Genomic DNA, 13,250 nt, shown 5'->3' with positions numbered 1-13,250 from the left:
TCTACATGGTTCGATTAGACGAAAACGAAATTTCATTTCCCGATCCTGCTCAATATGACGGTCACGAAGGTATCATTGCTTTCGGCGGAGATCTATCGTTGGAAAGAATCTGGTTTGCTTATCGGAACGGAATTTTTCCGTGGTTTGATCCGGGTGATGAAATTCTGTGGTGGTGTCCCGATCCGAGATTTGTGCTGTTTCCTGATGAACTGAAGGTTTCAAAATCGATGAGAAAAATTTTAAACAAAAAAGTTTTTACCGTTACCGAAAACCAGAATTTCAGTGAAGTCATTAAAAACTGTCGTGAAATCAACCGAAAAGGACAGGAAGGAACCTGGCTTTCTGACGAATTAATGGAAACTTTTATTACTCTTCATCAATATGGCGTTGCAAGAAGTGTGGAAGTCTGGCAAAACGATGAACTTGTCGGCGGATTGTACGGCTTACAAATCGGAAAAGTTTTCTGTGGCGAAAGTATGTTTTCGAAAGTAAGCAATGCTTCCAAAGCAGGATTTATCCATTTTGTAGAAACGCATAAAAACGAACTTAAATTGATTGATTGCCAGTCTCACACCGATCATTTAGAAAGTCTGGGGGCGAGAATGATTCCTAAAAAAGATTTTTTGAAAATTTTACACGAAAACAATGAACGCAGATAAAGAAAAATGGCTTCTTCTGATTTTACTGAGTTTAATCTGGGGCTCTTCATTTATTTTAATAAAAAAATCCTTAGAGCATTTCACTCCTTACCAGGTCGGCGCTTTAAGGGTTCTGATTGCAGGAATCATTTTAATGCCCGTTGCGATCTCAAAATATAAGCTTTTCCCCAAGAAACATCTGAAATGGCTTATTTTGGCTGCTTTTACAGGAAATTTCATCCCGATGTTCCTCTTTCCTATTGCAGAAACCGAAATCAGCAGTAGTATTGCAGGAATTATCAATTCGATGATGCCGATTTTTGTGATTATTGTAGGTGCTTTAGTCTGGAAATTTGAAACAACACAACGACAGATTACAGGAGTTATTATAAGCTTTACGGGAGTTTGTTTATTGGCTTTTGGCGGTGATGACGGAGCACAATTTAAATTATTCCCAATTCTTTTGCTGCTTTTAGCAACTTTGTGTTACGCAATCAGTACAACAACGGTAAAATCGAAGTTGATGGATGTTTCATCGACTGTTTTATCTGCATTTGTATTTTCTTTTGTCTTGTTTTTACCGTCGTTTATTTCATTGGTATCGACAGGTTTTGTTTCCACATTTACGTTTAACCGAGAAAATATGATAGGTTTAGGATTTGTGAGTCTGCTTTCAATTTTCGGAACCGGATTGGCGATGATGATGAATTACCGACTGTTGAAAGTTTCTACTCCGCTATTTGCTTCTACGGTTACCTTGCTAATGCCGATTGTCGCAATTATCTGGGGTCTTTTAGATGGCGAAAAACTGACTTCTTTACAGTTTGCAGGAGCAAGTGTCATTATTGCCGGATTGATCTTTTTAAGAGCTAAAAATGCAGTTAAAAAGTAATTAATATCGCTTTTATATGGGGATTGAATTTAAACATCCAATTTAGAGTTAACAAAAAGAAAATCATAAAAACAAAAAAAATCCCGCATCGCTGCAGGATTTTATTATTTAATGTATGCTGAAGAGTGACAATTTAAAACTTCAAATTTCCGTCACCCAGCTTCCAGCCTAAAGATTTTTCTTCTTAACCTTTGCTTTAGCTTTTTTCACTTCATCTTTGATGTAAGGATATTTTTTCTGCATATCACTGATTAATGAAGGATCTAATTCTAAAGCTTTTTCCAGAGATTCACTGCCTTTTTCATTGTTTCTCAAATTAAAGTAGCAGTTGCTCAGCTGATAAAACAATTCTGCTCTGTAGTGATGCTTTAAAGCTATATTTAAAACCGTCACGGCTTCTTCATATTCGCCAACCAGCATCAAAACTTCAGAATAAGCATACCAATTGTAAAATCTTGAAGGTTCGGCATCTACCAGTTTCTTCAGGCAAGAAAGACTTTCTTCAAACTTACCGGAATCGATGAACAAAAATGCCAATCTTTTCTGATAGTCAAGGTTGCTGTCATTCAGCAAAGTTGCTTCTTTTGCGAAATGTAAAGCTTCCGGCATTCCGCCCATTTCTTCATAAAGATAAGACTGCTCCATCATCGCAAGATAAAACTGCGGGTCTTCTCTCAATGATTTCTGAAAAGAATTTAAAGCCACAATCGGTTGCTTTAAAGCTTTATAGCACAATCCGATTTTGTAAAATGTAAATGCTTTTGTGTATTCCAATTCAAGCATTTCTTCATATACTTCAATCGCTTTTTTATACTGGTTTAAAGCTTCAAAACAAGCTGCTTTACTTGCATAAACTCCAACAGAGCTGGAATTTATCGCCAACATATAATCGAAACCTTTAATGGCTTCTTCGTAATTTTTTCTATTGAAATAATATTGTCCATACTCGCTCCATGCAATTTCTGAATACGGAAAATCATCTAGATATGTATTCAGAAAAGCAATTGCCTCTTCACCCTTATTCAAATCATTGAAGCAGACCATCGCATTTTCCAAAGAATATTCATCCATTGGATCGTGTTTAAGTGCTTGCTGATAATGTTTAAGAGCGTTAAAAGGATCTCCCAGGTTCACATATTCGTCTGCAATAAAATTATTGAGAAAGTTTTCCTCTTCCTGCAATTCCAGGGCTTTTTTGCAGATTTCAATGGATTTTTTAGGATTTCCAAGATTCGAATAATACTTGGCGTAGCAAACCAAAAAGTCTGTATTCTCCATAGAAGAACCTTTTAACTCATCGATTAATTCCTTCGCCGTATTATAATCTTCCCACTCCAGTAGAACTTCAAGTTTTTTTATTTTGATGTCTAAAGAATTGGGATGGAGTTTCAGACCGTAATTGACCGCCATGTCGGCATAATTAAAATCCCCAAGCTCCAAATAATAAACAATAACATCTTCTAACTCTTCTGTATCAAAGTAGAATTCATCATTGTTTTCCATCATTTCCTCGAACTTTTTTACCAGTTCATTTCCAAAGTATTCTTCCAATATCTTCTTCTGTGTATTTACAACGTTAAAAATTCCTTACTAACATTGTAAAACAATTTTTATTAATTATTAAAAAACCAAATCTCTTTAATTTTATTGATTAAAGTGTCATTAATTTTTATTAAAGTTAATGAATTTAAATTTCATTTTGATTTCTTCTGTTATCGAAAAAAGAGATTATTTGAATTTTATTTTTCACTAGTTTATAGGTCATAGAGAAATTTTCTAAAATCACCATTCTTCTTATTCCTAAAACTGTATATTCTTCAGATGCTTTTGGATTATTTCGAAGTACATTAATCTTTCTCAATGTTTCATCTAATATTTTTTCAGAATAGAGGTTTGATTTATTGTGTTCTATCCAAAATTTATAGATTAAATCAAACTCGCGTAATGCTTTTCTCGTCCATTCTATCTTAATCATTTACCGTAAGATTTCAAAAAATCTTCATGAGAAACAATATTTCCGTCTTCTATATCTTTCAAACCGTCTTCAATCATTTTTTTTTCGGCATCAGAAATATCGTTCCACCAAGATTTCTCTTCTTTTCTGATTTTCGAAATCTTATCTATTATCCTTAAATCATCGATAGAAGAAAGCCAATGTATCAACTCTAGCTTTTTAGTTTGAAGTTCTAAATTAATGTCCATCTTGCAATCTTTTATTTAAAGTTATAAAATTTATTTAAATCAAACTTCTGATTTTCGCAATCATATCATCACCCAGTTTGTCGGCTTCTTCCTGAGATTTAGCCTCTGTATAAATTCTGATAATCGGTTCTGTATTCGATTTTCTCAAATGAACCCAGTTGTTTTCAAAATCTATTTTTACGCCGTCTACCGTAGAAACCTCTTCATTTTGATACTCTTTTTCCATTTTAGTTAAAAGAGAATCTACATCAATCTCCGGAGTCAGCTCTATTTTCTTTTTACCCATAAAATAGCTTGGGTAACCAGCTCTTAGTTCTGAAACTGTTTTGTTTTCTTTTGCCAAATGCGTTAAAAATAAAGCAACACCAACCAAAGAATCTCTTCCATAATGAAGGTCAGGATAGATAATTCCACCGTTTCCTTCACCACCAATTACAGCATTTTTTTCTTTCATTAAATTCACTACATTCACTTCTCCTACTGCACTTGCAAAATATTCTGAGTTATGAGTCTTCGCTACATCCCTCAAAGCACGGCTTGAAGAAAGGTTTGAAATCGCTACTCCATTTTTATTTTTCAACAAATAATCTGCAACAGCAACCAAAGTATATTCTTCGCCAAACATTTCGCCTTTTTCGTCAATAAGAGCCAATCTGTCAACATCCGGATCTACAACAACGCCAAAATCTGCATTTTCTTTCTTCACCAGTTCACAAATATCTCCTAAATGCTCTTTCAAAGGTTCAGGATTGTGTGGAAATTGTCCGTTTGGTTCGCAGTATAATTTTACCGTTTCACAACCTAATTTATCTAAAAGCATCGGAATGGCAATTCCACCTGTAGAATTTACGGCATCCAGAACAATTTTATATTTTTTAGCTTTAATGGCATCAACATCTACCATTGGTAAATCTAAAATCTGCTGAATATGAATATCAAAAGCATCTTCTCTGGTTTCGTAAGAACCCAAATCATCTACATCGGCATAGTTGAAATCTTCGCTTTCAGCCAAAGCTAAAACTTCAGCACCATTTTCTCCGCTGATGAATTCTCCTTTGTCATTTAATAATTTTAAAGCATTCCATTGTTTCGGGTTGTGAGAAGCGGTTAAGATTATTCCGCCATCTGCATTCAATTCAGGAACCATTACCTCAACAGTCGGAGTTGTAGAAAGTCCCAAATCGATTACATTAATTCCTAATCCCTGCAATGTTGCAGTAACCAAAGAATTAACCATCGAGCCCGAGATTCTTGCATCACGACCAATAATTAAAGTTAAATCTTTTTTATTTTTATTATTCTGAAGCCAGGTTCCGAAAGCTGACACAAATTTCACAACATCAAGCGGTGTTAAATTATCACCAACTTTACCACCAATCGTTCCGCGAATTCCCGAAATACTTTTTATTAATGACATTTTGTTTAAATTTTATTTTTCTGATTATTAAGATCATGCAAAGTGCATTTTTATTTTTAATAATTCAAAAAGTGTAGATTATTTTTTGTTTAATTTTCAGTTTGCAAAGATACTGAAAAGACAACCAACTTATAAGATTGGAATCTTTTTCTGAATTTTTTTATAATTTCTTTCAACAACTTTGGGAGGCGGAAAGCGGTAACCTATGTACAGAAGCCCATAAGTATTGTTGTTTTCTACGGTAGAGTTTTCTTTTTCATCATAAGCCGTAGCATTAAAATTCAGCTTCCCTCCAAATAAAAATCGATCAGAATTATATCCTACGTGTAAACCTCCCGATCCTTTTGCCGTTATATATTGCTCATTTTGTTTTGGGCCCATTGTTCCGTTTTCCAAAGTATCTTTGAAACTTGTAAATTTTCCGCCGAAACCTATGGTTAAGTATGGTGCAATATTTACCTTTTCGGCAATCACCCAATTGTAAAAATATCCGATGTTTGCTCCGAAATTGTATTGATATTCTTTGCTTTTCAAACCATCAATCGTGTTGCTGAAAATTGTAAAATCATAATCTAAAAACGGAACCCAGCTTCCTTTACTGTTTTTCTGCCATTCCCCTTGTGTATACAGGTTTTTCAACGAAAAATCGTTGTTTAAAATATAGGCTGTAGAGCCGCCAAAAGTCTGAACCCTTAAATCCGGAAATTTAATATAAGGATCTGTATCTTTTTGCCAACCCGGAAGAAGATCCTGCATATTTTCGACATAAAATCCTTTTACATTTTTGTAATATAGGGTTTGTACAAATCTTTGAGGAAAAAATCTAAAACTGAAATTGGTATAAGAGCTGTTTCCTTTTCTTTCGTTGTCATTATTTCCCGGAAAAAACCGGGGAGTGAAAGATAAGGTTGCACTTATAATTTTGTAATCTACAGATAACGATGCTTTTGTCTTGTTATTGATAGAAAGTATGGTTTCATTTAAATTTCCTTCATCACCTTCCGAAAAAGTGTAATTCTCTACATTCGTATCAAAATTTGCACGAATCATCACTTTATCTGCGTAAGAAATAATTTTTGCAGAATCTGCTTTATTCTGTGCGTTTACACTCAGAAATAGGAGATTTATACAAAAAAATATGAAGCGTTTAATCAAGCAAATTTGTTTAGAATCAGGGTGAAATTACTACAAATTATTCAGATTCTACGAACATCCACAATCTTTATCGCAGGCAGATCTTTTAGAACTAAACTTCTTGGGCGCAAAGTTTTTCCTGAGCAGCTTAAAAAGCGAATAACAGGCAAATGCAACCACAAGTGCGACAATTACATATTGAAAAATTAATGATGTACTCATTATTTTAAGATTTGATAAACAAACATCGACACAAAATATGCCAAACCGGTCATCATTGCCACCTGAAAACCAGTCCATTTCCAGCTTTTGGTTTCTCTGTAGACTACTGCAAGTGTAGAAACACACTGCATTGCAAATGCGTAAAACAACAATACCGAAACCCCTGTTGCAAAGTTGAAGACCTTTTCGCCGTTCGGTTTTACATCCTGTCTCATCTTATCGATTACTTTTCCTTCCGGAGCATCATCATCCAAGCTGTATAAAGTAGACATCGTTCCTACGAAAACCTCTCTTGCGACGAAACTTGTAAGAATTCCCACTCCCATTTTCCAGTCATAACCAAGAGGTTCGATAGCCGGCTCGATAAATTTCCCCATTCTTGCTAAATACGAATGGTCTAATTCAACATCGGTTGCAACTACCTCATCAGGATTTTGTTTCGGCCCGAAATAACTTAAAACCCAAATGATAATACTTACGATAAAAATAATTTTTCCTGCTCCAGTAATAAAATCCCAGACTTTCCCTAAAACCAATTTAAAATCGTACCCGAAAAGTGGTTTTTTATACGTCGGCAAATCCATCACAAGATATGTTTTACCGTCTTCTTTAATAAAGTTTTTAAGAATGGCTGAAGATAATAAAGCTACAAAAAATCCTAAAAGATACATTCCCAAAAGAACTAACGCTTTGTATTGAATTCCAAATATGGTGGCATCGGAAATAATAAGACCTATGATAATGCTATAAACAGGAAGCCTTGCAGAACAAGTCATGAATGGTGTTACCAAAATCGTAAGCAATCGTTCCTTTAAATTTTCAATATTTCTTGTTGAAATTACCGCCGGAATTGCACAGGCTGTCCCAGAAACCAATGGTACGATGCTTTTTCCGTTTAGTCCGAATGGTCTTAAAATTCTGTCCATCAGGAAAACAACTCTCGCCATATATCCTGAATCTTCCAGTAAATAAAGAAAATACAATAAAATTCCGATTTGTGGGGCGAAGATGATAATTCCGCCTAAACCAGGAATAATTCCTTGTGAAACCAATGAATTGATAGGACCTACAGGAAGATGTGTTGATGAAAATTCAGAAAGCCACGCAAAAGCTTCATCAATCCAGTTCATCGGATATTCTGCCAAGAAATAAACGCACTGGAAAATAATTAAAAGGATAAATAAGAAAACAACATATCCCCAGAATTTATGAACCAGAACTTTATCTAATTTTTCGGTCAAAAGTTCTTTAAACTGAGCTTTTTTAGTAATAACATTTGCTAAAATCTTGTCTGCATTCTGGTAACGTCTCACGGTTTCCTGAACCTGAAGTCTTTTCGGAACTATATTTTTTGATTCAGAATCTGAATCTTTACCAAGAGTAAGATTGATCCATGCGTGATAATCATGCTCTGAATCTGCTTTAAGAAGATTTTTATGTTCTACAGGAATTTCAAATCCTGCTTTTTCAGAAGTCATAAATTCGTTGTTGAAAACCGCTTCTTTAATCGCTTCTATTCCTATCTGTTCTTTTGCATTCGTCTGAATGACTTTTATGTTTAACGCCTGAGAAAGTTTTTCTACATCAATATGAATACCTCTTCTTTCCGCCTGATCGATTTGATTTAAAACCAAAATCATAGGAATTCCCAAATCCTGAATCTGTTGAAACAACAACAAGCCTCTTTTTAAACTTAATGCTTCCAGAATATAAACCACTCCGGAATAGTTTTTTTGCCCGTCGATAAGAAATTTAGAAAAAATAGCCTCATCTTCAGAACTCGGATAGATGCTGTAAGAACCGGGAAGATCTACAATCTCAACCTCTTCATTTTTATATGAATAATTCCCTGAATGACTCGATACTGTAACGCCTGCATAATTTCCCGTTTTCTGCTTTTTGTTGGACAGCGCATTAAAAACGGTAGATTTTCCTACATTCGGATTTCCTACTAAAAGGATCTGTTTGTTGTTATTTTCCTGCATTAATCAAATCTTCTACAATGATAAAATCTCCTTCTTCTTTACGCAGGGCAATACGGCTTTTTTCTTCACCAAATTCTACATAAAGCGGTCCGCCAAAAGGAGCCTGATACAAAATTTTAAAAAGTGTGTCCGGAAGAAGTCCCATTTCTATAATTTTGGCAGGCATTTTCAGTCCATCATTTTCATAACCCACGATTTTCCCGATTATATTTTTCGGGAAGCTGCTTAATGTATTTGATTGAATATCCTTCAAGACCCTTGATTTTTTGTGACTGCAAATATAGTTATTTAAATTTAATCTAAATAACGCTAGTTTTCATATTTAAAGGCAGTTAGATTTACAATATATTTAAGTATTAATAAAAATAAACCCAAACACATTACTGGATTTGGGTTTATTTTAAATATAGTTTAGTTGATATGAATGTTATTTTTTCTTTTTGTTTTCTGCTGCTGCATTTAGCTCAATAGAATTATTGTTTTCTTTTAGTTGTTTTTTTAGTCTGTCTTCAGCATCTCTCATCATCTGAGAAATCGAAGTTCCATCCGGCATTTTTGCATCAGCAGGAATCATTGCCATCTGTGATCTTATGCTTCCGAAAGGATCTTTTTTATAAGCAGCATACATCGTTTCGAATTTATCTCTGTTTACTTCAAGATTATTTTTCCCCTGCCCAAACTGCTTCATCAGCTTTTCGCCATAACTTTCGGGTTCGTAATTGGCAATTTTTTTGTTTCCTTTAAGCTCCCATGAATAATTTTTCGCATCATCTTCCACTTTTACAATCAGTCCCGGTAAACCTTTAAATTTATACGGCCCATCCTGGAATGGAACATCCGTAGTAAACCAAGCCACCCAGTTTCTTCCACCATAAGTAGTTGTCGCTTTTTGTGCATTATATTCTCCAATTTTAGCTTTATCTCCTAAAATTTTCCATTCAAAAGGCTTATCGTCTTTATAACTTACTTTATCCTGAAGAATATAATCTGCATAAGAAATATCCATTGCAGGATAAGTTTTTGTAATGGTATGCGAAAACTTTGGTTGTTTTATAGATTTTGAAAGATCTTTGAAAGTTCCTGCTTTCTGCATTGCTTCAACCTCAACTTTCAGAATAGAATCCTGAGAAACCGCAAGATAATCTCTGTAAATAGATTTATCTTTTGTAATATCCAAGATCATCATCTCCTTATTCTTTTTTTCTAAAGAATCTTTATTTGGGGCATACGTTAATTCGTAAAAGAAACGGTTTGCTGTTTCCTGCGCATTTGCCATTGCAAAAACGGCGATCAATACTATTGAAAATATATTTTTCATTTTCTAAAGGGTTTATACTATTAGTTCGCAATGGTGTGTTTTTGTTACAGAATTTTTCAAATTTTTATTAATAAAAGTTTTCAGCTCTTCTAAAAGTTTTAATTTTAAGCTTACCTAAAAACAAAATATATGGACACTTTAAAACAACTAAGAGACGAGCTGAAAGCTGAGTATCAGACAACAAAAAGATTTTTAGAAATCTATCCTGATGATAAAAATGAATATGCTCCACATTCGAAAAGCATGAAAATGATGCATCTTGCCACCCACATTACGGAAGTTTTTGGCTGGGCAGGATTTATGCTGAATACGTCTGAACTTGATTTTGCCAAAAGCGGAATGGAACCTAAAGTTTTAACGACAAAAAACGAATTGCTTCAGGTTTTGGATGAAAACCATAAAGCTAGTGAAGAAGCATTGGAAAAAGCTTCAGAGCAAGATCTTGAGCCAAGATGGGCATTAAAAAATGACGGTCACGAACTGGCTTCCTGGACAAAATATGAAGCGATTCGCCACAGTTTAAACCAAATTACCCATCATAGAGCACAGCTGGGAGTTTATTACAGGCTGAATGATATTGATCTTCCCGGAAGCTATGGCCCGACTGCAGATCATCCAAATTTTTAAAAAGATTAAAAACAAAAAACCAATCTCGCTGAGATTGGTTTTTCAATATTTATTTAAAATTGAATTTTACGGTAAACATGACCTGGCTTGGTCGAAGTTGCATGGTTGTATATCTTACTGCATTCTGAGATGCTAAAATATCATACGTTTCAAAAACTTTACGATTGGCTATATTCATCCATTTCAATTCAAAGTCAATTTTCTTTTTTGCCCATGAAAACTGGTATGAAAGATCAAAAAATGCATTATCAAACTTTCGTGTACCATCACTAGAATTTACCTGATCCCAAGCAAACCCAATTGTATGATTTTCTAATGGATAAAGAAATGCCGCAAGATTATGATTAAACCCTTTATTTGTAGCCAATCTTCCTCCATTAGGAAGACCAACATTCTCCTGCTTATTTCTGGAAAAACTTACATTATAGTCAATACTCATCCAGCTAAAATAAGTGTTATTAAATTTCAAACCATATGACTGGTTTGTGTTTTGACTTTCATATTGAGTATTATCAAGAAAAGCATCAGAAACAGTGTATGAGTTTCTATAGTTAACCGATAAATTAGTTTTAAACTTTGGGAAATATTTTCCTACTTCACCACTGAAGCTGTTACTTGTCGATTTATTATCCTGATTTCTATATTGAATCAATGTAAATCCTGTATTTCTGTCTAAAACAGGAGATGACAATAGGTTTCTTTTTGTATCACTTATTCTGTAATTTAAATTAAAAAATAAATTATTCAAAGGATTTCTGTATTCTATTCTTGAACCTGCGGTTTTCGTATTGATTTCCGGGATCGGGTTATTTGCATCCATTACATTAAATCCTGCAGGACTCAGCAACATATATCCTGCATAAGCAGTTTGTATATCTCCAAAGTTATTGCTAATGTTTCCGGTAAGACTTGCTTTCCAAAAAGAAGCAAAACTATATTGTAAGAACGCATTTGGCGTGAATGTGGTTTTATTGAGAGATTTTGAAACTCCTCTCAAATCATCTTCAGCTTTTATGCTGTTAAAATTGATTGGCACATTGGCATATAAGCTCCATCTGTCATTTTTATAATTGATCCCAACGGAAGCAGACGGTACAATCTCTGTGAAATCCAAATTGTTTTCATAAACAGAACTGCCGAAATCTGGCTGAACATCATTTTCGATAGCCGGGTTTGGAATCGCCAATCCATTAAAATTTGTCGACAGTTTGTCTGTTGAATAATCTACTCCTATCTGTGGAGTAAATGTCCAGCCCTTTGTTGTAAAACTGATATTCGCAGAATGAGATGTATCTAAAGTTTTAATTCTGAAGTCCTGAACAGCACTTGTTCCCGGTGCGAAATTGATAATTCCGAATTTATCCGGATCGTCTTCATTTGTTTTTGGAAGCAAATAAGGAAACTGCAGATAATTCGCAGGAGTAATCTCCAAAACCTGAGAATCATCCTGATAATTTATGTATGATTTTAAATTTACCATTTTCTCTTTCCACGGAATAATGGTGCTCAATGAGTTTTGAAAAGAAGAAGTCGGAGATTGCAAAGATTGATCACCTATTCTTCCAACTCTCGTAGCAACTGCCCTATCTGCATTCCAGAACTGCGAAAAAGTCGTTGTATTTTTGAAGAACCCTTTTTTTGCATTTTTAGTGAAAATTAATTCTCCTTTTAATTTATCCGTGTAAAAATTATTTCTTGTTGAAGTTGTAATAGTCGAGCCAGCTTGATCCTGTGTTGGTGCGTACACTGTTTGCACATTATCTTCTCTTTCAACACTGTTATTGGTGTAATTGGCGTTAGCTTTAAACTCCCATTCTTTTTTATTGTCAATATTGGTAAGATAGTTTGCTGAAAGATAATGCACATTGTTAAATAAATATCTTCTTACCGGAAGATTAGGTGTATTTGCATTTTCTACGTTTAGCCAATCATTTTGTGCAGCATTTCCCCTTCTTCCTTCCCAAGAACTTCCAAAACCGATGATATTTCCTTCATTTTCTACCTGCTCTCCCATATTGTTGGTTTTGTAGTTGGCTACCCACTGACTTTTTTGTCCGAAAAACATAGGTGTAAGTTTCACATTCCAAAGCCATGGATCGCCGAAACCAGTGCCGACTTCGCCTCGCCCAGTCATGGTAACAGAGTTTTTAAGTTTAATATTTATCGCTGCCGCATCAGAAGGAATTTTTCCCTGCAACATTTTTACGGGTTGGTGATTTTCAAGAACCTCAACTTTTTGTACGGCATCTTTAGGCAGGGAGTTGTTGATGGTTCCATACCCTCCTTCCATTAAATCTTTTCCGTTGACATAAAATTTATTAATTGCATTTCCCTGATAAAGGATAGATCCGTCTGCATTTACTTCAATCCCCGGAATTTTTTTCATCACATCGGCTAAAGTACGGTCGCTTTTGCTGTCGAAAGCTTTCAGGTCGTAGGCGATGGTGTCTCCTCTTGAAGTAATCATTTTTGTTTTCAGCTGCACCTCTTTGATCTCGGTGGCTTCAGACTGCATTTTGAATGTTAGATTCTGATCGCTGTTGCTGATCTGCTTGATGATTGGTTTTTGGTTGAATGCCTTCACCTTTAAGTCTACATTAGATTCTGCAGAAGTAAATGTTACTTTGTATTCACCTTTAGAATTGGTAATTCCGTATGCAAGAATCGCATCTTTCCCTGGTTCCTCAATCGTTACACTTGCGCTCGGAATCGCAATGCCGTCTTCATCAGTAATCTTCCCGGAAACTGTTTTTTGAGCAAAAACAATTGTGGAGAAAAAAATCATCAGAAAGAGGTAAATTTTTCCTTTCATAAT

The 13,250-nt window shown here is 34.7% G+C and carries 12 protein-coding genes; 3 read left to right on the top strand and 9 right to left on the bottom strand.

Annotated elements, in window-relative coordinates; translation table 11 throughout:
* Positions 1–5 precede the first annotated feature (5 nt).
* Complete coding sequence (gene aat / locus BA768_RS20040) at positions 6–659, top strand: leucyl/phenylalanyl-tRNA--protein transferase (protein ID WP_065722155.1); 654 nt, start codon at positions 6–8, stop codon at positions 657–659.
* Positions 646–1,530 carry a DMT family transporter gene (locus BA768_RS20035; protein WP_065722154.1) on the top strand — a complete coding sequence of 295 codons (885 nt, stop codon included), beginning with the start codon at positions 646–648 and terminating at the stop codon, positions 1,528–1,530. The genes aat and BA768_RS20035 overlap by 14 nt, the downstream gene beginning before the upstream one ends.
* 168 nt (positions 1,531–1,698) lie before the next feature.
* Here BA768_RS20035 and BA768_RS20030 read toward each other — a convergent pair whose 3' ends face one another.
* The 8 genes from BA768_RS20030 to BA768_RS19995 form a co-directional block, all read right to left on the bottom strand.
* Positions 1,699–3,081 carry a tetratricopeptide repeat protein gene (locus BA768_RS20030; protein ID WP_065722153.1) on the bottom strand — a complete coding sequence of 461 codons (1,383 nt, stop codon included), beginning with the start codon at positions 3,079–3,081 and terminating at the stop codon, positions 1,699–1,701.
* A gap of 136 nt (positions 3,082–3,217) precedes the next feature.
* Complete coding sequence (locus BA768_RS20025; protein WP_065722152.1) at positions 3,218–3,505, bottom strand: type II toxin-antitoxin system RelE/ParE family toxin; 288 nt, start codon at positions 3,503–3,505, stop codon at positions 3,218–3,220.
* Positions 3,502–3,732 carry a hypothetical protein gene (locus BA768_RS20020; protein ID WP_083206755.1) on the bottom strand — a complete coding sequence of 77 codons (231 nt, stop codon included), beginning with the start codon at positions 3,730–3,732 and terminating at the stop codon, positions 3,502–3,504. Before BA768_RS20020 ends, BA768_RS20025 begins: the two co-directional genes overlap by 4 nt.
* A 34-nt stretch (positions 3,733–3,766) precedes the next feature.
* Positions 3,767–5,149: a phosphoglucosamine mutase gene (gene glmM / locus BA768_RS20015; protein WP_065722151.1), complete on the bottom strand. Its 1,383-nt coding sequence runs from the start codon at positions 5,147–5,149 to the stop codon at positions 3,767–3,769.
* A gap of 129 nt (positions 5,150–5,278) precedes the next feature.
* On the bottom strand, positions 5,279–6,304 hold the full coding sequence (locus BA768_RS20010; protein ID WP_065722150.1) for a DUF4421 family protein: 1,026 nt from the start codon (positions 6,302–6,304) through the stop codon (positions 5,279–5,281).
* A gap of 200 nt (positions 6,305–6,504) precedes the next feature.
* Positions 6,505–8,490 (bottom strand): ferrous iron transport protein B, encoded by a 1,986-nt coding sequence (gene feoB, locus BA768_RS20005; protein WP_065722149.1) that lies wholly within the window; start codon positions 8,488–8,490, stop codon positions 6,505–6,507.
* Complete coding sequence (locus tag BA768_RS20000; protein ID WP_394334184.1) at positions 8,477–8,743, bottom strand: ferrous iron transport protein A; 267 nt, start codon at positions 8,741–8,743, stop codon at positions 8,477–8,479. The genes feoB and BA768_RS20000 overlap by 14 nt, the downstream gene beginning before the upstream one ends.
* Positions 8,744–8,917: 174 nt before the next feature.
* Positions 8,918–9,808, bottom strand: a complete 891-nt coding sequence (locus tag BA768_RS19995; protein ID WP_034672964.1) for a GLPGLI family protein — start codon at positions 9,806–9,808, stop codon at positions 8,918–8,920.
* Positions 9,809–9,937: 129 nt separating this feature from the next.
* On the opposite strand from BA768_RS19995, the gene BA768_RS19990 reads away from it, so the two are divergent.
* Positions 9,938–10,435 (top strand): DinB family protein, encoded by a 498-nt coding sequence (locus tag BA768_RS19990; protein WP_065722148.1) that lies wholly within the window; start codon positions 9,938–9,940, stop codon positions 10,433–10,435.
* 49 nt (positions 10,436–10,484) lie between these two features.
* Here BA768_RS19990 and BA768_RS19985 read toward each other — a convergent pair whose 3' ends face one another.
* Positions 10,485–13,247: a TonB-dependent receptor gene (locus BA768_RS19985; RefSeq protein WP_065722147.1), complete on the bottom strand. Its 2,763-nt coding sequence runs from the start codon at positions 13,245–13,247 to the stop codon at positions 10,485–10,487.
* Positions 13,248–13,250: the final 3 nt, after the last annotated feature.

The organism is Chryseobacterium sp. CBo1, from assembly GCF_001693475.1.
In the GTDB taxonomy this organism is placed as follows: Bacteria; Bacteroidota; Bacteroidia; order Flavobacteriales; family Weeksellaceae; genus Chryseobacterium; species Chryseobacterium formosense.
The sequence above is the reverse complement of the archived record's forward strand: the minus strand, read 5'-3'. Positions and strand labels throughout refer to the sequence as shown.